Genomic DNA, 20,728 nt, shown 5'->3' on the forward strand with positions numbered 1-20,728 from the left:
TCATTCCTATGCCTGCGATTGCCACTTTCTTCATTAAATAAACCTCCAATTTTTATTATTTAAAGGCCAAGCTTACGTGCAATAATAAGCTTCATTACTTCCGTGCTTCCGGCAAATATGGTATGTGCCCTGACATCACGGTAATCCCTTGCTATTGGATACTCTTCAGTATAGCCGTAGCCCCCGTATAGCTGTAAGGAATTGTAAGCAACTCGGTTGGCCATTTCAGCAACCCACCATTTAGCCATAGAAACCCGGGTTACAATATCCATCCCAATTAAATGGTCAGCTATTAAAGATTCTAAGAAAACTCTTCCAAGCTCTATTTCTGTTGCCATTTCCGCAATTTTAAAAGAGTTGTGCTGCTGTCTACTAACAGGCTTACCAAAAACTTTTCGACTTTTTGAATATTCTATTGCGCCAGAAAGCATACGTTCTGCAAGGTATTGTGAAATAGCCGCGGATACTAGCCGCTCTTGCTGCAATTTCTTCATCATATATGAAAAGCCCATACCCTCATGGCCTAGTAGATTTTTTACAGAAACCTTGCAATCTTCAAAAAATAATTCTGCGGTATCCTGGCTATGCAAGCCTAGTTTATTTAGCTTACGACCTTTATTAAATCCCGGCGTACCGTCTTCAACTACTATTAGGCTAATTCCCTTGTAAGGAGTGTCCTCATTTGTAGTTGTTTTACATGCTACTATTACAAGATCTGCGCTAATACCATTGCTAATGAAGGTTTTTTGACCATTGATGATGTAATAATCCCCTTCTTTTTTAGCAGTAGTTTTAATTGACTGTAGGTCAGAGCCGGTATTAGGCTCGGTCATGGCTATAGCGGTAATTATTTCACCTGTCCCGCAACCTGGCAGCCAATTTGTCTTTTGTTCTTCATTGCCATAGCTATTTAGATATGGTGCAACTATATCGCTATGTACCCCTATACCTACTACAGCCCCATTAATACCCGCTCTGGTAAGTTCTTCAATTATAATCATAGAATACTCAAAACCCGTTTCCGAACCGCCGTATTTTTCCGGCAGCCAAGGGCAGAGGTAACCATATTCCCCGAACTTGCGCCATACCGATCGGGGTATCTCTCTTTTTTGTTCCCATTCGTCTATATGAGGAGCAAGTTCCTTTTCTATAAATTTTTTAAATGCTGTGCGAAAAATATTGTGTTCCTCGTTATAAATTGCCATCTGAAACCACCTTTCATATTAAAAAAATTATTTTTTTGAATTATTAATATTTTTAAATTAATATAGCAACATTAATGCCACTCATTTATAATAAAAAAAGCATGTTTTTCCCTAGCAATTGGCTCATTAAAACAAAGGACAACGTCCTTTATTTAGGACACTGTCCTTAATACAAAACACACAGTTGGTATTAGTTAAAGTATTCTTGGTTTTTCGTGGTAAATAATTTATAAAAACCTGCCTCTGAAAACCCACGGGCTCGTCCCGTGGGATGAAAGAGGCATCGCCCGTAGGGCGATAAATACTTCACAAACACATGTTCCCATGGTATAATATACCTGTACTCTTTAACAATCAGTATAGGGTTACAGCGGGCCAATGGGCTGCTGCGTAAAACTGATTCCCGAAAGAGATTGGTGCTTTCAAGTAAGCACACGTATCTACGTAGCCGTATGGCGAAGTAGTAGATGCCCATGGACCGGGCCAAGGCTGTGCTAACACAGTGCTGTAGCTCACGAGAGAGTATAAGACCTTGCTTTGCCAGGGCAGTTCCCAATGAAGCGAGAAACTTCCGAGAAGAGCCTCCGGGCTCGTCCCGGAGGAGGTTCACATGCCGCCTGTAAAATTTTAAAATATTGTATCATCAGCCCTAGAATTAAAGGTATAATTTCAATGAGTGCAGAATTCGATCCTGAAAGCTGTGAGTTCTGATGCTCTGGAGGATGGCAATCCGATATTTAGACAGGGGGTTACTTCTTTGTGTGAGTTCTGTACCAAACACGGTGAAGGTAAAAAATGGTACGAAATAATGGAGAACTATTCCACAGCGCTGTTGGCTGAAAGTAGTCGCCAAGCTTATATTAACGGGTTTATTCCATATCTACATAGCGCCGGCTTAAAAATAGATAAATTAGGCACTTTTAAAAGAAAACATCCCCTGGTTTATCGTTTCATCAGAAAAATGGGAACACAAAAAATGAAAAAAGATCATTTTGGCCAGGTAGTTCCCATTGAGGATGCCGAGGGAATAATTGATTTGGTGCAGTCAATTACAAGAATACCGTGTCTTTGCAGAAAGATTAAAACCGGGGCAAGCAACCACAGGTATTGCATGTTGCTGGGCATTGATCCCACCGGCCTGATAAGTGAATGGCCGGAGCTGCAGTATAATCTGGAGACACTTAATTCAAGCGAAGCCAAAAAACTGCTCAGGGAGTTTGACCGGGAGGGTCTGGTGCACTCAATCTGGACATTTAAAACACCTTTTATTGGAGCGATATGCAATTGTGACCACGACTGCCTTGCTTTTAGGTTTCAGATAAGTTCAGACTTACTAGATGTTATGTTCAAGTCGGAATACATAGCTGAAATTGTTCCGGCTCAATGTGTGGGGTGCCGGGAATGCCAGAAATTATGTCAGTTTGGAGCCATACAGTATTCTGCAGTGAACCACAAATGCTATGTAAACCCCCTGCAGTGTTACGGGTGCGGGGTATGCAGGGTCGGATGCAAGAAAGAAGCTATCAATCTATTGGATAAAAACGAACTTCCTTATTGTAGCGATTTATGGTAGAAGCTGAAACAGTTAACCCAAGTAATAGGTTTTATCCAGGTTATTCAGGATTTGCAGGCACAGTGACAACCTCGCCGTTAATCTCCCTGATGTTTTCAAAAATTTACTTCACCTCAACCGCGGCAAGATGCCGCTTTTTTCTTTGGTGGGCTTGTTTGTTCTGCACTTATAGATTGTTGAATTTAAATTGGCAAAACACTTAACCCCTCTTTCAAAAAACTACAAAAACGGATATAATATGAACAAGAAACCTAATGAAGCTGGCGCTTGGCAACTATGACTTGTGACTGCAGCAGCATTTTAGAAAAGGATGATGTTTTTTTATTAGTGGAGAATTTGGATATACATTACTTTTAAACTGGGGAAATATGTTGGTTAGGCACCCTCGGAAGAAATGAAAGCAAGATGATTATTCGAATGAAAAGCATAACAAAACAAATTTGAGAATGTCAAAGATTAATCTTATTTATCGTTAACTTAATTTAATTCCGATAACGAGTACTATACAATACAAAAGAATCTTTTGCCTGTTTCGCACCGGCAAGGGGGTTCTTTATTTTATTTTAGGTCTTTAGCATTAACTAAAATCTTAGAACACCTCAATTGCCATCCGATGGCAATTATGTAAAACACAAGATAATAATAATTGAACATATTTAATAGAAACAGGTCTTATTATTGCAACTAACTGGAGCTTTTTATACTTTTATGATGGTGCTCCGTTAAACTTTCGGACACAAAAAGAAACTACATATGCAAATACCCTAAATAAAGCGTGGTGTCACAATGAATACATTCATAAATTATGTGCACTAAAGTTACTATGTCGAAAGCGAGGAATATCGGTGAATGTTTTTTATATAGATATGGGAACTCTCTTAATGGTTCTTGTGTTAGGACACATTCTAACAGGCATACTTATTATTTCATATACAGTTCGTCATAACAAGGAGAAGTCGGTTAATATATTTTTATTGTCTAAATTACTTCAATCAGTTGCATGGATCATGGCCGGATTCAAAGGTGCTATTCCTTATATCATTTGGACATCTATATCAAATTCTATGATATTTATTGGTGCAGCATTGGAGTTGATTGCCTTTTTGATTTTAGTTGATAGCTACAATAAGGTCACAAAAAGAAATTATAACATCCTGGTTTTTGTTTGTATTTTTATTTTTAACATCTTAATAATATATGACGTTCCAGAAAACATTAGGATTGCATTTACATCTTCAATTACAGCTACATTAATTGCATTTCCGGTATATAGGATTTTTGTACATAAAAGTCCATCAATTTTACAAAAAGTAATAGCTTCTTTTTATAGCATTACAATGGTTTCTTTTCTTTTTAGAGCCTATACAGCACTAACTTCGGCGCATGATATGACATTATGGTCAACGGATATCTCCAATACGGGCTCGTTTCTTTTGTTATATCTTGTAATGCTCGTAGGAAGTATGGGTTTTATTCTTCTGGCAAAAGAAAAGTTAGATATTGAATTGCTTAGAGCTGCATCATTCGATGAATTAACTAATATACTTAACCGCAGAACCTTTATGTTGCGCGCAAAAAAACTTATTTCTTTATTTTCAAGAAAAAAAGAACAGATTTCATGCTTGCTTATAGATATTGATAATTTCAAAGTGATAAATGACGTATACGGCCATTATGTAGGCGATGTTGTCTTGAAGGAGTTTGCTGCCGCCATCAAGGTTCAATTAAGAGATTATGATTTATTTGGCAGATACGGCGGCGAAGAGTTTGCCATATTGCTTCCGGGGACAGATGAAAAAAAATCCATGGAAGTCGCGGAAAGATTAAGAAAGACAATCGAAAATGGATCAGTTAGCATTAATCCTAAAATAAAATTTACCATAAGTATAGGAGTAGTCACTCTAACTCCGAATTCGGAAACTAACGTCGATATGTTTTATAAACTAAGCGACAATGCTCTTTATATGGCGAAAATGCAAGGAAGAAATCGTGTTGTGAGATTTCAAAATACAGGACATCGGTGTTCTGTTAAGCCAGCTATGTGATTAAGGGAATACCAGAAAGCCCAACATCCGTGTTCGGTTAAGCCAGCTATATATCATTAACAACCGAAAGCAGTACTTTACCCCTGGAAATTAGGATTATTCGCTAATTAAAGAAGGAATGGCACTATCTTTGTGGGAATTTCCTCCAGGCAATGCTTATAAGGAGGAACCATACAACAAATAAAAACAAAAAAATGGGGGGCTCTCCCCCAAATCAAAATTGCGGTTTACCACTGTGCTCCACCGGCATTTGCACCAAGAGCTATGGCCTTTAAATAATCTCTCGGAGTCTTATCCGCCTGATACCATATTAAACGATATACATATATTCCTTGACAAGCAATAACCATCCCGGCTTGCTAGAAGAGTTTACAGTTAGTTTAAACAAGTTTAAGCCTGACCCCATTCCCTCAAAAATGCACAGCTGAGCAAGTTTTATTTTAACAAGTAAACTATCTTGTATCCGGCAGCAGTATGGTTGGTTTATCGCCTAACGGCAACCAACCGCCAACTTCCGATTAACAAAATCAGAGCACCGAATTTAAGGTCAAGTCCTCGACCTATTAGTACCGGTCCGCTGCACACATTGCTGTGCTTGCACGCCCGGCCTATCTACCTGGTAGTCTGCCAGGGGTCTTACTCCATTAACTGGATGGGAAACCTTATCTAGAGGGGGGCTTCGCGCTTAGATGCCTTCAGCGCTTATCCCGGCCGGATTTGGGTACCCAGCGCTACCGCTGGCGCGATAACTGGTACGCCAGTGATCCGTCCATCCCGGTCCTCTCGTACTAGGGACAGCTCCTCGCAAGTTTCCTGCGCCTGCGACGGATAGGGACCGAACTGTCTCACGACGTTCTGAACCCAGCTCACGTACCGCTTTAATGGGCGAACAGCCCAACCCTTGGGACCTACTACAGCCCCAGGATGCGATGAGCCGACATCGAGGTGCCAAACCTCCCCGTCGATGTGGACTCTTGGGGGAGATAAGCCTGTTATCCCCGGGGTAGCTTTTATCCGTTGAGCGACGGCTCTTCCACGCGAATGCCGCCGGATCACTAAGCCCGACTTTCGTCCCAGCTCGACTTGTTGGTCTCGCTGTCAAGCTCCCTTTTGCCTTTACACTCTATCCGCGCGATTTCCAACCGCGCTGAGGGAACCTTTGGGCGCCTCCGTTACTTTTTGGGAGGCGACCGCCCCAGTCAAACTGCCCACCTGACACTGTCCATGGAGCCGATTCAGGCTCCGGTGTTAGAATTTCAATATCACAAGGGTGGTATCCCAACGGTGGCTCCGTTAAGACTGGCGCCCTAACTTCTCAGCCTCCCACCTATCCTGTACATGCAATACCAAAATCCAATGTCAAGCTGCAGTAAAGCTCCACGGGGTCTTTCTGTCCTGTCGCAGGTAGCCGGCATCTTTACCGGCATTACAAGTTCGCCGAGTCCCTCGTTGAGACAGCGCCCAAATCGTTACGCCTTTCGTGCGGGTCGGAACTTACCCGACAAGGAATTTCGCTACCTTAGGACCGTTATAGTTACGGCCGCCGTTTACTGGGGCTTCGGTTTAAAGCTTCGCTTGCGCTAACCTCTCCCCTTAACCTTCCAGCACCGGGCAGGCGTCAGCTCCTATACGTCATCTTGCGATTTAGCAGGAACCTGTGTTTTTGGTAAACAGTCGCTTGGGCCTTTTCTCTGCGACTCCTTCATGCTCTGACAGTTAATGTCTTTACACTAATGGAGTACCCCTTCTCCCGAAGTTACGGGGTCATTTTGCCGAGTTCCTTAACGAGGGTTTTCTCGCGCGCCTTAGGATTCTCACCCCACCTACCTGTGTCGGTTTGCGGTACGGGCACCTTAGAGCCTCGTTAGAGGTTTTTCTTGACAGTTTGGGTGCAGCCACTTCGCTACTTGTTTTCGCTCCCCGTCACTTCTCAGGCTTCTTGAACCGCGGTTTTGCCTGCGGTTCGCCCTACGAGCTTGGACGCGCTTTTCCATCCGCGCGCTTGGCTTGCCCTGCTGTGTCACCCCATCCTTATAACGGCTTTAAGGTGGTATCGGATTCTCCACCGATTGTCCATCGCCTACGCTTTTCAGCCTCGGCTTAGGGCCCGACTTACCCTGGGCGGACGAGCCTTCCCCAGGAATCCTTAGGTTTTCGGCGGGCAGGATTCTCACCTGCCTTTGCGCTTACTTATACCGGCATTCTCACTTCCCATCAGTCCACTACTCCTTACGGTATAGCTTCTATCCAATGGGAACGCTCCCCTACCAATTCATTGCTGAATTCCGCAGTTTCGGTACCGTGCTTGAGCCCCGTTACATTTTCGGCGCAAGGTCACTTGACCAGTGAGCTATTACGCACTCTTTAAATGGTGGCTGCTTCTGAGCCAACATCCTGGTTGTCCGGGCAACCTCACATCCTTTGCCACTTAGCACGATTTAGGGACCTTAACTGGCGGTCTGGGCTGTTTCCCTCTCGACTACGAATCTTAGCACCCGCAGTCTGACTCCTGTACTTTAATAGTCCGGCATTCGAAGTTTGATTGAGTTCGGTAACCGGTGAAGGCCCCTAGCCCATTCAGTGCTCTACCTCCGGCTATTTTGTACAAGGCTAGCCCTAAAGCTATTTCGGGGAGAACCAGCTATCTCCGGGTTCGATTGGCATTTCACCCCTACCCACACCTCATCCACCGCCTTTTCAACGACGGTTGGTTCGAGCCTTCACGAGATGTTACTCCCGCTTCACTCTGGACATGGGTAGATCACCCGGTTTCGGGTCTACTTCAGCGTACTATGACGCCCTTTTTAGACTTGCTTTCGCTGCGGTTTACGGCCTTGATCAGCCTTAACCTGGCACGCTAAAGGTAACTCGCCGGTCCGTTCTACAAAAAGTACGCCATTACACGTTAATTGTGCTTTGACTGGTTGTAAGCGTACGGTTTCAGGTTCTGTTTCACTCCCCTCCCGGGGTGCTTTTCACCTTTCCCTCACGGTACTTGTGCACTATCGGTCGCTAAGGGTAGTTAGCCTTGGAAGGTGGTCCTCCCTGATTCCCACGGGGTTTCTCGTGTCCCGCGGTACTTGGGATGCTCTCTGAATTGACTTGCCTTTTCGCCTACAGGGCTGTTACCTTCTGTGGCCCGCCGTTCCTGGCGGGTTCGGCTAAGGTTGTCAGTCCGTTGTGAGAGTCCCGCAACCCCTATTCCGCACGCGAAATAGGTTTAGGCTGGCCCCGGTTCGCTCGCCGCTACTTGGGGGTTCTCGGTTGATTTCTTCTCCTCCGGTTACTTAGATGTTTCAGTTCACCGGGTGCCCTTCTTATGTCTATGTGTTCAACATAAGATGTTACCTCGTTACTGGTAACGGGTTGCCCCATTCGGAGATCTACGGGTCTATGCCTGCTTGCGGCTCACCGTAGCTTTTCGCAGCTTACCACGTCCTTCATCGGCCCTTAGCGCCCAGGCATCCACCGTACGCTCTTTCTAGCTTGACCTTTTGGTCTTCGGCGTCTTGTGCTTTTTACCTGTGCTTTACTTATACTTGCTTGCTTTCGCTGTGCAGTTTTCAAGGAACGTGCGGAGTTTTGCTTTCGGGGCTTGGCTGACCTTTTTTAGCGGTTGTCCAATGCCTTCGGCTTATCCGTTTTTTTTAATTCGGAGACTGTTTGCGACGCCTGACTTTTGTCTGGCGTCGCTGTGTAGTCCCTCAAAACCAAACAGTGCGTTTTATAGAGATGTCCGACCTAGGATTTAGGTGGTGGGTTATGGCTATACCAGTAACCACCACATAATCTCCTTAGAAAGGAGGTGATCCAGCCGCACCTTCCGATACGGCTACCTTGTTACGACTTCACCCCAATTACCGACCCCACCTTCGACGGCTGTTCCCTTTACAGGTTAACTCACCGGCTTCGGGTGTTGCCAACTTTCGTGGTGTGACGGGCGGTGTGTACAAGGCCCGGGAACGTATTCACCGCAGTATGCTGACCTGCGATTACTAGCGATTCCGACTTCATGCAGGCGAGTTGCAGCCTGCAATCCGAACTGGGACCGGCTTTCTCGGGTTCGCTTCACCTCGCGGCTGCGCGTCCGTCTGTACCGGCCATTGTAGTACGTGTGTAGCCCAGATCATAAAGGGCATGATGATTTGACGTCATCCCCACCTTCCTCCGTTTTGTCAACGGCAGTCCCTTTAGAGTGCCCAACCTCACTTGATGGCAACTAAAGGTAGGGGTTGCGCTCGTTGCGGGACTTAACCCAACATCTCACGACACGAGCTGACGACAACCATGCACCACCTGTCTTCCTGTCTCCCGAAGAAGAAGACTGTGTTTCCACAGCTGGCAGGAGATGTCAAGACCTGGTAAGGTTCTTCGCGTTGCGTCGAATTAAACCACATACTCCACCGCTTGTGCGGGCCCCCGTCAATTCCTTTGAGTTTCAGCCTTGCGGCCGTACTCCCCAGGCGGGGTGCTTATTGCGTTAACTGCGGCACTGGAGGGGTCGATACCCCCAACACCTAGCACCCATCGTTTACGGCGTGGACTACCAGGGTATCTAATCCTGTTTGCTACCCACGCTTTCGCGCCTCAGCGTCAGTTACAGGCCAGGGAGCCGCTTTCGCCACTGGTGTTCCTCCCAATATCTACGCATTTCACCGCTACACTGGGAATTCCACTCCCCTCTTCTGCACTCAAGCCCGACAGTTTCAATCGACAGCTACCGGTTAAGCCGATAGGTTTCACGACTGACTTGCGCAAGCCGCCTACACGCCCTTTACGCCCAGTAATTCCGGACAACGCTCGCCCCCTACGTTTTACCGCGGCTGCTGGCACGTAGTTAGCCGGGGCTTCCTCCAAAGGTACCGTCATTTGTTTCTTCCCTTTGGACAGAGTTTTACAATCCGAAAACCTTCATCACTCACGCGGCGTTGCTCCGTCAGGCTTGCGCCCATTGCGGAAGATTCCCCACTGCTGCCTCCCGTAGGAGTCTGGACCGTGTCTCAGTTCCAGTGTGGCCGGTCGCCCTCTCAGGCCGGCTACCCATCGCGGCCTTGGTAGGCCGTTACCCTACCAACAAGCTAATGGGACGCGGACCCATCCTGTAGCGGTTTGCACCTTTCTTCATCCGGTTATGCAACCAGATGAACTTATCCGGTATTAGCACCGGTTTCCCGGCGTTATCCCAGGCTATGGGGCAGGTTATCCACGCGTTACTCACCCGTCCGCCACTTGGTTTAGCAAGAAGTAAACTCCTCGCTAAACCCCGTTCGACTTGCATGTGTTAAGCACGCCGCCAGCGTTCGTCCTGAGCCAGGATCAAACTCTCCATAAAAGTTTATGCTAAGCGGGTTTGGTCTGCTTTAGGCTGCCCAGCCTTATTGGGCTGGATGACTTTATAGCAGCTTGTGCCCGTTTGCTTTTTAAGTGAGTTTAATCTGCTCGTTTTATGATTTACTCGTTTATTCGTTTGCTAAAAACCGCTGCTGTTTGGCTTTGGCTTTTAGCTTCGTTTGACGAGGTTTGATTGGCCGCCGTCGCTTGGCTCGGTTATTAATAACCAACCACGTCCGGCGTCCGTTTCCATCTCTTTGCACTGTTTAGTTTTCAAGGACCGGGCGGTCGTCGTTTGGCGACCGGAATTGTATTGTATCACTTTGATCGGCTTGTGTCAAAGGCAATTTGTGGTTGGCATTGCATTCTATTTAATATTATTTCTATTAAATATTATTAAATATACCGCTTATCATTTCGCCTTATCATTTCTCCGCCGCCGTGGCAGCGACATTTGTTATGTTATCATTTTAAGGCTATTGATGCAACAAGTAATTTAAACCAGTTAAGCGCCGGGAAAATGAACTCGTTCAGCTATAACTGAACATCAGGCTTCAGATGGGGTATTCTACCCCACCTGAAGTAATAATAGGAACTCTCACTTATAGAAGTGGGAGTCTTGGGATTTGATCAACTCAATATTTAAAAATCAGCATACAAAATAATGAACTAACGGGTTATCTTAAAGTCAATAAAGTTTTCCTTTAATTGCGGGTTGCTTTTTGCTACTTCCACCTTAATCACCTCAGAACGTGGTGAACCCTGATAACACCAGGCAACCATGTTTTCCACAGTATCTTCGGGTCCTTCAAAAACAGCCTCTACCCTGCCGTCGGGCAGATTGCGCACCCATCCCTTGATACCCAGTTTTTCCGCTTCCCGCCTGGTATAATCCCTGTAGTAAACCCCCTGCACCCGACCGGAAATAAAGACATGTTTTTGTGTCATCCTGGCATCACCCCTGTATAGTATAAATTGATTTTGGTTTCCCGCTTGCTCATATCATATTTACGCACTACCCGGATACTGTCGCATGACCTCGTGAAAAGGTGGATATTCGCTATTGTGTATTCGCATTAAAAATCTCTAACTTATTAATGAATATTTTAGTCTTTTTTCAGGAATTCAACTAAAAGTCAAAGCTTAGCATTATGTATTAAATATTTTATCATAGAATACCATATTATTGCTGTTGAAATTAATACTGGGTCCATGCCCCGATAAATAACCAAGGGCTTATTTTATTAATAGCTAAACCGGTTAGACAAAAAATAAGCTATTAAGTTTATTTTCTTATTTTACGATATATTCTATAATAGATATTATATCAAATATACTATTCAAGGAGGCTGCCTGTTATGGACTATCTACATGAAGATGAACCTGGAAAAGAAAGCAAAATACAATCTTTACTGAGCCTGGCACCTTATTTGCGTGCTATGCTGGGCGAGGAATATGGTTTAGCTCTGGCGGATTTACATAAATATCTGTATGTTACGCATGGAAAAAAACTTACGGTTCCGGTTAAAGTTGGAGATCCTATAAAAAAGGGTGGTATAACAGAAACTGCTATGATGTCCGAGAGTCGCGAGGTAAGAAGGATACCCAAGGAAGTAATGGGAATACCATATGTTGGATTAGGAATTCCTGTCACAGAAGATGATGGCAGCATAGCAGGTACTATAACAATTACTTATCCTATTGAAACACAAGAAAAGATTATTACTATGGCTGAAGCGTTAAATTCGTTCACACAACAAATTAGCGATTCCATTAATGAATTACAGAACACTTCAGAACAACTGGCAATTACCGCTCAGGACCTTGAGAAAAATACTTCCGGTATTAATAAAGATATTAATGAGATGGATATGGTTATAGCCCTAATTAAAGAGGTTTCCGACCAAACCCACCTGTTAGGTTTAAATGCTGCTATTGAATCCGCTCGAGCGGGAAACTACGGGCGAGGATTTAACGTAGTGGCCGGTGAAATACGCAAATTAGCTGCAAAAACCAATAATTCAGTTAAAGGAGTAAATGAGCGGCTGAGTAAAATACGGGAAACGATATTAAACTTTACCATGGAGATACATCAGATTTCCGCAGTTTCACAGCAGCAAGCCGCTTCCACTGAAGAAATAACAGGCAGCATTAAAAAGATAGAAACTATGGTTGAGGAATTGGCGCAGATATCAGAGGATCTTGTTGATTTGTAATAGCATAGCATTGCGATAAAATTTAGCCTTTAGTGATAAATTTGCATTAATATAGATATACAAAATGACTTTATAAAACAGAAATGTCTGAATTAGCAGGGATTGACAATGGTTTTGACGAAAGATGCAGTGGGGGTATACATATAATGCTGACCATTGTCAAAAGCTTAGCCTTAAATGGCCTGGATAGTTACATTGTGCGGGTTGAGGTGGATGTGTCCAGTGGTCTTCCAGGATTTGACATTGTAGGCCTGCCGGGTGCTGCGGTGCGGGAAGCTAAAGATCGAGTGCGCGCCGCTATAAAAAACGCCGGGTTTGATTTTCCCGCCAAACGCATTACTGTTAATCTGGCCCCGGCGGATCTAAAAAAGGAAGGTCCGGTTTATGATCTGGCCATATCACTGGGAATATTGTCTTCAACAGAACAAATTGATTCCGAGTGGGTCAACGTCTATATATTTATTGGTGAGCTGTCCCTGGACGGGTCAATCCGGAGCATAAACGGGGTATTGCCCAGGGTTATGCTGCTGCCGGCAGATGGCTGTGATCAAGTTGTTGTACCGGCTGAAAACGCTGACGAGGCTGCCCTGATTCAGAGCATAAAAGTATATCCCGCTCCCAACTTGATTCGTTTAATTCGACATTTGCAAGGTGAAGAACTTATATGTCCCCATACTGTGGACAGCAATAAATTCTGGACCAAACGCAACGTCACAGGGGATATGTCCGATGTACGCGGACAGCTGGTTGTAAAGCGCGGTCTGGAAGTAGCCGCAGCCGGTGGACATAACATTTTAATGCTGGGGTCCCCCGGCTCGGGAAAGACCATGCTGGCCCGTCGGTTACCCGGCATATTGCCCGATTTGTCACTCGCTGAAGCACTGGAGATAACCAATCTTTACAGCCTGGCAGGACTTCTGCAGCCCAACCAACCGCTGGTTACGGAACGTCCTTTTCGTTCCCCGCATCATAACACATCTACTTCAGCGCTGGTCGGAGGGGGTAAATACCCCAAGCCGGGTGAAATCAGCCTGGCCCACTTGGGGGTACTCTTTCTTGACGAGACTGCCGAGTTTAAAAGAGATGCCTTGGAAGCGTTACGACAGCCATTGGAAGATGCTGTGGTAACTATTTCCCGTGTACACTCCTCTGTCACCTATCCCGCCAGAATCATGCTTGTGGCTTCAATGAATCCTTGTCCGTGTGGTTTTCTGGGTGATACGGAGCGGGAGTGCTCGTGCACACCATTACAGATAAAGCATTATTTAAACCGTCTCTCCGGGCCACTGCTTGACCGTTTCGAAATTCAGATAGATGTACCCCGTCTTACCTTTAACGATCTGGAAAACAGCCCGCCGGGTGAAGCTTCGGAAACTATTCGCCAAAGGGTGCAGGCAGCCAGGGAAACGCAATTTACCCGGTTCGGCAAAGAAGCATGTAATGCCGAGATGTCTCCGGCGCAAATAAAGAAGCACTGCCGGTTGAATACTGAAGCTGCGGATTTATTGCGCACGGCCTTCAACCGCCTGAAGCTCAGTGCCCGCGCCCATAATAAAATTATTAAAGTGGCGCGCACCTTGGCTGATCTTGCGGGCTCTGAACAAATACAGGTTGAGCATGTAGCGGAAGCCGTCCAATACAGGGGAATGGAAAGAAAGTACTGGGGTGCTTGACATGTAAACTGCGAACAGCTTCTACCAATCTAATAATTCCATTGGGATATGAAGTTATTGATCTTTTTGAGGTCAAGCCTCAAAAAGCAAATAATAAGGCCTGTATTTGCAAAACTTTATTATTTTTCGAATGTGCTATAATATTTTTTATGAGGTGTTGGCAATGAATAACCGTCCGTTGTTACTGGTGCAGGAAAGGCAATCTGAATTAACAAACAATACCGGCGAAACAGAGTTTATAGCTATCGCCGTATACGGGAATAACGTTGAAGTACCTATAACGGTATCAACTCAGCGAATATTCGCCGGGGAAAAGCCGTTTCGGTTCCCTACCGAATTTACTAAAGGAGCCACCAAGAGCAGGATTGTGTATCAGTACTCCCTGGCGCAATGGCACGAATTGCTGGAGACAACCACTAGGCAATCATCACCTGAATCTTTAAAGCAGCTTATGATCCCCATGTTGCTGCACCTGCGGAAAAATTTTCCGGACATTTTCGGGGACATCGAATATGACCGCGATTTTAACGCCGATCAATATGCGGAATTAATCACTATAGCGTGAACCACAACAACACCGGATACCACCGGCTGACATTGCCTTATCAGTGTATGCGACAATACAAGATATAAACCTCCACCATGTGGATCATTATGAAGCGCTACGCGAGCACCCTGCACAGCTCGCCGGAACGCAGGCAAAAGTGTGATAAGTAAGACCTCCTGCATTTAATTTTCTAAATGTTTTTTATAAACTGAACAGGATGGCATTTGTTTGGCAATGGTAATCTAAACGGAGGCTGTAACTATATGTTTGAAAAGAGCTCGCCATATACACCAATTGATTATTTGGAATTACTCCTTGAAGAGGCCGCCCTTAACGGCACAAAACGCAGGGAACGTTACCCCCAAAAACGTTTTTTCGGGTATTTTTGCAGTTACTGGCCGGAGGAGTTAATTCTAGCTGCAGGCCTTGAACCTTTGCGCATCCTCCCCACCACCACCCGGGGCACCCCGTCTGAACTGCCTGCCTATTGCTGCTCACTGGCCAGAATCAGCCTGGCCGGCGCCATATCCGGCAATTACAAGGACCTGGCCGGGACGGGGTTTGCGCATACCTGCGACACCATGCAGTGCCTGGGAGGAATCTGGGGCCGAACCTTAGCTCCCGGGACCGCCCTGTCTATGGTACCGCCGGTCATTCTGAACACCCCGGCGGCTGACCGGTTTTACGAAAGCGAACTGGATGCTCTGCTGCAGAAATTAAGCAGTATAACAGGATGCCGGCCTGATGCGAATAAAATAGGCAAGGCCATAGAGCTTTGCGAACACATCCGCAGCTTGGTGGCTGAACTCGACAATATGCGTGCGGAATTACCTTCGCCGCTGGTTTCAGCTTTGCTGCGGGCCGGCCAGGTAATGCCCCGGACTGAATATGCCGAGGCTCTGAAAGCCGCACTGCCAGCTATCAGGGAAAAGACGGCCAGCAACCCAAGCCATCGTCGGATATTGATAAGCGGGCCTGTTTTGGAAAACGACAGTTTATTTAAAATGGTGGAGGAACTGGGTGGCCGGATAGTGGCCGATGACACCTGCACTGGGAATCATCACTTTTTAACGATGAGCGATATCCAATATGGAACCGACCCGCTTAAAGCGATTGTCCGGCGTTACTCCACCATGCCTCCCTGCCCGTGCCGCCATCGTGGTTTGGAGGAGCGAGTGGATTACCTGGTAAAATTAGCACAAGGCCGGCAAGCTGTTGGCGCCTTATTGGTGGTAAGAAAATACTGTGACCCGCACGCTTGGGATTCTGTACCCCTCGCCCAAAGAATGCGTTCGGCAGGCATAAATACGCTGGTATTAGAATTAGAGAGAGCGGAAGTTGGCGGACAAGAGCGCACCCGGCTGCAAGCTTTTTTAGAAAGTCTATAATCTGATTAAAGCCGTAAATTAAGGAGAGATAAAAAATGGCCGAAAAGCGCCGCTATCTACCATTAGCCAGCACGCAACATTTGGAAAAAATGATGACTAAATACTACGCATTGTCGCGATATCATAGGCTTTGGGGCAAGCCCTTAAAACGGCCGCTGGCCTGGATCACCAGCGGCGCCCCGGTGGAGCTGTTAAGGGCTTTTAATATACATCCCGTTTATCCGGAAAATTACGGAGCTATTTGCGGGACCAGACGGGTATCCGCCAATCTCTGCCAGGTGGCTGAGGCAACGGGATATTCCCAGGATCTTTGCTCTTACGCCCGGTCTCATATCGGCTCTATTATACGTCCCGACCTAGCCCCTATGGGCGGGCTGCCCAAACCCCCGGACATGCTGGTATGCTGCACCAACATCTGCGGCACCGTGCTTAAATGGTACGAAGCACTGGCCCGCATATTTAAGGTGCCGCTGCTGGTGCTGGATACTCCCTTTTTACCCGGTGACTTGACCGTCCACGCCAGAGAATATGTATATGCACAGCTTAAGGAAATGGTTAAAAACCTGGAGCATCTGACCAATCGCCGCTTCAACCGGGAAGAATTGAGCCGGCAGCTCGCCCGGAGCAATGAAACCATCCAACTTTGGAAAGAAATTCGGCAGTTTTGCCGTAATACACCATCACCGCTTAACGCTCCGGATCTGTTCATTCATATGGCTCCCATAGTGACCCTGCGGGGGACCCAACAGGCGGTCGACTATTACCGTAAGCTCAGGGATGAAGTTAAACAAAGGGTACAGCAAAGCCAGGGAGCGGTTGACGGAGAGAAAATTCGCCTGGTTTGGGACAATATAGCCATCTGGTATCAAATATTCGGCTTTTTTAAAATGTTCTCCGAACAAGGAGCCTGCTTTGTCACCGATACATACAGCGGTGGTTGGGTTATGGAGCTTTCGCCGGGCGACCCGCTGGAAAGCATGGCCGCCACTTACACCGAAATATTTTTAAACCGTTCCCCGGAATTTAGGGCTCGTCAAATAATTGAATTAATTCAGGAGTACGAAGCAGACGGTTTTGTTATGCACTCTAATCGATCCTGCAAGCCTTACTCATTGGTGCAGGAGATAATTCGCCGTCAGGTAATGCGGGAAACCGGCGTTCCGGGCTTAATGATAGAAGCGGATATGGCAGATCAAAGAGCATATGCGGAAGAACCTATCCGCAACCGGGTACAGGCTTTTTTGGAAACAGTAGGCGGCATTTAAACACCCGGCTGGCTTTGCCGTGTCGCTCCGCTCCCCGCAATTATCACGCGTCGCACGCACCACGATAAACGAATATATGTCATTGCCGGCTAATGTCATTGCGAGCGCAGCGAAGCAATCCCAGACTCCGCAGCGGGTCCCCCAAAGAAATGCGGGCTGCAAAACGGGTTGCTTTGTTGCTTTGCAGCCCGCAATGACGGACTTTAAGCGTCACAGGTTTTATTCATAGCAATGACAGACTTTAAGCACCGTAGCTTGCAATCATAGCAACGACAAGCCGATCTATTTTCATCTTCCGCTGATGCAGCAACAGAGCGGCATGAATGCCTATTTCCAATATCGCAACCAATCAATACCAAGCTCGTTATCATCTACCAGACTTATTATCATTTACAAAGCCCATTATTATTTATATTGCTAGAATTAGGAGGAATAAAATGAATCGTTACTACTTGGGAGTAGACATAGGTTCACTTACGACAAAGGTGGTGCTGGTTAGCACCGAAGGGAAACCGGTGGCCGGAGCCACAGGGCGCTCGGGCTACAGCGGCCGCAACGTGGCCGAACGGCTGACAACTGAATTACTGCATAAGAATAATCTGGATAAAAGGGATATAGCTGCAACAGTGGCCACCGGCTATGGCCGTATCACCTTCCCCGCCGACCGTGAAGTATCCGAGATCACCTGCCAGGCCCGGGGCATTGCCCACCTGTTCGGTGACGCCAGAACGGTTATTGATATCGGCGGACAGGACAGTAAAGTAATCAAAATGTTACCCGGTGGAAAAGTAGTTGATTTTGCCATGAACGACAAGTGTGCCGCGGGTACGGGGCGTTTTCTGGAGGTCATGGCCGGAGCATTGGAACTGCGGGTTGAGGACTTAGGCAAGTTGGCCGCGGAAGCACAGGAGCAGTGTATTATTTCATCATTTTGCACGGTTTTTGCGGAATCCGAAGTTATCTCCCATGTGTCCGCCGGTGCAAAAAAAGCGGACATAGTAGCCGGAGTTTGTGATTCAGTAGCCGCACGGGTAGCCGCTATGACATCACGCACCGGTTTGGAGCTTAAGATAGTTTTTACCGGCGGTGTAGCCCGCAACTCCGGTGTCACACACGCACTGGCCAAACAGCTGGGCCAACAGCTTTTTGTGCCCGACGAGCCTGAGATTACGGCGGCTTTGGGAGCAGCTCTAATAGCGAAAAGCATGGAAGCCCGTTAGTGAACTCGTTCAGCTAAAGCTGAACGAGTTCACTTTCACTTTAAAGATCAATTTAATTTTGTTATCAAACATCCTTAAATTCGTTTTAACTACATCCAACAGCACTTCATATTTCCTCTAAAACGCGTTTTCTATATGGGTTACAGTTGTTTTTTCCCCGGCACAATATACCGCTACCACATCAAAACGAACATCCAGGTTTTTATAGGACTTTATTGCCATGTAAGCCTGAGCCAACCGCTGCAGTTTTTTAATTTTAGCAGCTGTAATGCTTTCCTCAGGCAATCCGCATGACGCGCTGCTTCTGGCGCGCACCTCCACAAAAACCAGATATTTTCCCTGCCGGGCAATAATGTCGATCTCACCCAAGCGGCACCTGAAATTACGTTCTATAACTTGCAGGCCTTTTTTTTGCAAATAAGCAGCGGCAATGTTTTCGCCGGCAATGCCCAGCCGGCGTCTTAACATAGTCACGGATAATACCTACTTCCCCTGCGGCAGCAAATCCTTGTCCATTAAGTATTCAGTCAGCAATTTGGCGGTGTTGCCGGTAATTTTCAAGCAGTTAACCAGGTGCTCGCGGCTGTCAATTTCATGGGGATTCAGCACCCGACAGCAGGTAGCTCCATACTTTTGTTCGAAACGGTCATGCAATTCCCTGGAAAGCCGGTAGCAGACGTCCCGATCCTGCATGTCCGTACCGGTACGCCCCTTAAGCAAGCTTAGCATGGCCGCCGATGCGGTGAGCGCCCCGCACATACAACCGGCATGTCCCAGACCGCCTCCGTAGACAGTAAACATTTTAACCAAACCTGGATCGACATCCGGGGCCACCAATTCCCGGAAAGCAAGAAAAATAGACTCCGCACAGTTATGCCCATTGCGGAAATTTTCACCGGCCTTGTTTCTCATCTGAATCGCCAACTCTTTATCCATGTTTCAACAACTCCTTATAAGATTTATAAAACCAATCTCTGGTACCTGAATACCGGTATCGCATTAAATATTGGACATGGATAATCCTATTATTTAATTCTATACTGATTTGGCCGCACCTCCATAAGCTTATCTCTTAACCCTAAGCTTTTTAACAGCCGCATTCAAACCGTCCAGAGTCAGCTCAAACATAGGAAAGACTTCCCTAACCAAACCAATGGTCGGGCTTCCCTCCACCATGCCCCAGTAATGCTTGGCTATGGGATTCAGCCACACACTGTGTTCAAAATGGCCGGCCAATCTTTGCAGCCATTTCAGGCCCGGTTCCTCGTTGTCCGCTCCCCATTCCAGCGCACCGTAGGGCATCAATAACTCTCCGGCACCCATGCTGGCGTCACCCACCACGATAAGCCGGTAATCCGAACCGTACCGGCGCAAGAAGTCATATGTGGCTGTGGAATTGCGTCTGAGACAAATAGGATCATTAAAAACAAATTCATAAACACAGTTGTGGAAGTAGTAAAACTTCAGATCACGAAAATGTGTCGACTTGTTGGCCGCGTTAAATAGCCGGCTACAAAGCCTTTGGTAAGCGTTCATGGAACCGCCGGAATCCATAAGAATAATCAGTTTAATTTTGTTCCTGCGTCCCCTGGTCCACACCAATTCCAACCGCCCGGCATTACGCCCGGTGGCATCCACGGTGGCATCCAGGTCAAGCACATCCCGTTCGCCTTCCACCGCCGTGCTCAGCAAGCGTAATTTGCGCAGAGCCAGCTCAAACTGCCTGGTATTAAGTGTTTCATCGGAACGAAAGTCTATATAAGCACGCTCGGCAGCCACCTTAACCGCCGAACGGTTAACCGATTGTCCCCCGATGCGTACACCGGCCGGATGGTATCCGGAATGTCCGAAAGGCGACGTACCTCCCGTGCCTATCCAATAAGAGCCCCCGTGATGCTGCTCCGCTTGTTCCTTCAAGCGTTCGGCCAACTTTCTTTTTAATTCATCCAAACTCCATTGCAGATCAGGTCTTTTGCCGTCCCGGTCCATTTTAAGGGGCGGCAGCGCGTTTTCCAGCCATTTAAGCACTTCCGCGGTTACTTCGGGCGGCGTTTCAATATCCTTAAAACATTGTAAAAATGCCCGGTCAAAAGCATCGTATTGGGTTTCACTTTTTATCAACACCGAACGGGCTAAATAATAAAAATTAATCAAGCTGCTATTGGCTAATCCATGGCGCAGCGCCTCCATCAAGGTTAACCATTCTGTAAGAGTTACGTTCACACCCTCCCGGCGCAAGCCGTAAAACAGGCTGGTAAACATTAT

13 protein-coding genes and 2 rRNA genes are annotated in these 20,728 nt (G+C 46.6%); 8 read left to right on the forward strand and 7 right to left on the reverse strand.

Going from position 1 to position 20,728, the window contains the following annotated elements; translation table 11 throughout:
• Nucleotides 1-59: 59 nt before the first annotated feature.
• A complete protein-coding gene (locus ABDB91_RS11210; protein ID WP_347487810.1) occupies nucleotides 60-1,205 on the reverse strand; it encodes an acyl-CoA dehydrogenase family protein in 1,146 nt (381 codons plus the stop codon).
• 757 nt (nucleotides 1,206-1,962) lie between these two features.
• On the opposite strand from ABDB91_RS11210, the gene ABDB91_RS11215 reads away from it, so the two are divergent.
• Together ABDB91_RS11215 and ABDB91_RS11220 are read left to right on the forward strand one after the other, a co-directional pair.
• On the forward strand, nucleotides 1,963-2,778 hold the full coding sequence (locus tag ABDB91_RS11215; protein WP_347487811.1) for a 4Fe-4S ferredoxin: 816 nt from the start codon (nucleotides 1,963-1,965) through the stop codon (nucleotides 2,776-2,778).
• A gap of 845 nt (nucleotides 2,779-3,623) precedes the next feature.
• Nucleotides 3,624-4,823 carry a GGDEF domain-containing protein gene (locus ABDB91_RS11220; protein ID WP_347487812.1) on the forward strand — a complete coding sequence of 400 codons (1,200 nt, stop codon included), beginning with the start codon at nucleotides 3,624-3,626 and terminating at the stop codon, nucleotides 4,821-4,823.
• A gap of 543 nt (nucleotides 4,824-5,366) precedes the next feature.
• Here ABDB91_RS11220 and ABDB91_RS11225 read toward each other — a convergent pair.
• The 3 genes from ABDB91_RS11225 to ABDB91_RS11235 form a co-directional block, all read right to left on the reverse strand.
• Nucleotides 5,367-8,315: ribosomal RNA gene (locus ABDB91_RS11225) — 23S ribosomal RNA — on the reverse strand.
• A gap of 306 nt (nucleotides 8,316-8,621) precedes the next feature.
• Nucleotides 8,622-10,155 (reverse strand): 16S ribosomal RNA (locus ABDB91_RS11230).
• The 16S and 23S rRNA genes sit together here, the layout of an rRNA operon.
• A 668-nt stretch (nucleotides 10,156-10,823) precedes the next feature.
• On the reverse strand, nucleotides 10,824-11,102 hold the full coding sequence (locus tag ABDB91_RS11235; protein ID WP_347487813.1) for an acylphosphatase: 279 nt from the start codon (nucleotides 11,100-11,102) through the stop codon (nucleotides 10,824-10,826).
• A 410-nt stretch (nucleotides 11,103-11,512) separates the two neighbouring features.
• Between ABDB91_RS11235 and ABDB91_RS11240 the strand changes: the two genes are divergently transcribed.
• From ABDB91_RS11240 to ABDB91_RS11265, 6 genes are all read left to right on the forward strand, one after another.
• The gene (locus ABDB91_RS11240) at nucleotides 11,513-12,370 is read left to right on the forward strand and encodes a methyl-accepting chemotaxis protein (RefSeq protein WP_347487814.1); all 858 of its coding nucleotides are present in this window, start codon (nucleotides 11,513-11,515) and stop codon (nucleotides 12,368-12,370) included.
• Nucleotides 12,371-12,516: 146 nt separating this feature from the next.
• Nucleotides 12,517-14,043 carry a YifB family Mg chelatase-like AAA ATPase gene (locus ABDB91_RS11245; protein WP_347487815.1) on the forward strand — a complete coding sequence of 509 codons (1,527 nt, stop codon included), beginning with the start codon at nucleotides 12,517-12,519 and terminating at the stop codon, nucleotides 14,041-14,043.
• 163 nt (nucleotides 14,044-14,206) lie between these two features.
• Nucleotides 14,207-14,608: a hypothetical protein gene (locus tag ABDB91_RS11250; protein WP_347487816.1), complete on the forward strand. Its 402-nt coding sequence runs from the start codon at nucleotides 14,207-14,209 to the stop codon at nucleotides 14,606-14,608.
• Nucleotides 14,609-14,853: 245 nt separating this feature from the next.
• A complete protein-coding gene (locus ABDB91_RS11255) occupies nucleotides 14,854-15,978 on the forward strand; it encodes a 2-hydroxyacyl-CoA dehydratase family protein (protein WP_347487817.1) in 1,125 nt (374 codons plus the stop codon).
• Nucleotides 15,979-16,013: 35 nt separating this feature from the next.
• Nucleotides 16,014-17,243: a 2-hydroxyacyl-CoA dehydratase family protein gene (locus tag ABDB91_RS11260; protein WP_347487818.1), complete on the forward strand. Its 1,230-nt coding sequence runs from the start codon at nucleotides 16,014-16,016 to the stop codon at nucleotides 17,241-17,243.
• Between the two features lie 437 nt (nucleotides 17,244-17,680).
• Nucleotides 17,681-18,463, forward strand: a complete 783-nt coding sequence (locus ABDB91_RS11265) for an acyl-CoA dehydratase activase (protein ID WP_347487819.1) — start codon at nucleotides 17,681-17,683, stop codon at nucleotides 18,461-18,463.
• Nucleotides 18,464-18,580: 117 nt separating this feature from the next.
• Here the strand turns inward: ABDB91_RS11265 and ABDB91_RS11270 are convergent, their stop codons facing one another.
• The 3 genes from ABDB91_RS11270 to ABDB91_RS11280 all read right to left on the reverse strand — a co-directional run bounded on the left by ABDB91_RS11270 (nucleotide 18,581) and on the right by ABDB91_RS11280 (nucleotide 20,725).
• Entirely contained in the window at nucleotides 18,581-18,931 is a 351-nt protein-coding gene (locus ABDB91_RS11270) for a YraN family protein (RefSeq protein ID WP_347491584.1), read from the reverse strand.
• A 15-nt stretch (nucleotides 18,932-18,946) separates the two neighbouring features.
• On the reverse strand, nucleotides 18,947-19,399 hold the full coding sequence (locus ABDB91_RS11275; RefSeq protein ID WP_347487820.1) for a C-GCAxxG-C-C family protein: 453 nt from the start codon (nucleotides 19,397-19,399) through the stop codon (nucleotides 18,947-18,949).
• A 129-nt stretch (nucleotides 19,400-19,528) separates the two neighbouring features.
• On the reverse strand, nucleotides 19,529-20,725 hold the full coding sequence (locus tag ABDB91_RS11280) for a VWA domain-containing protein (RefSeq protein ID WP_347487821.1): 1,197 nt from the start codon (nucleotides 20,723-20,725) through the stop codon (nucleotides 19,529-19,531).
• Nucleotides 20,726-20,728 lie beyond the last annotated feature (3 nt).

Source organism: Desulfoscipio sp. XC116 (assembly GCF_039851975.1).
In the GTDB taxonomy this organism is placed as follows: Bacteria; Bacillota; Desulfotomaculia; order Desulfotomaculales; family Desulfallaceae; genus Sporotomaculum.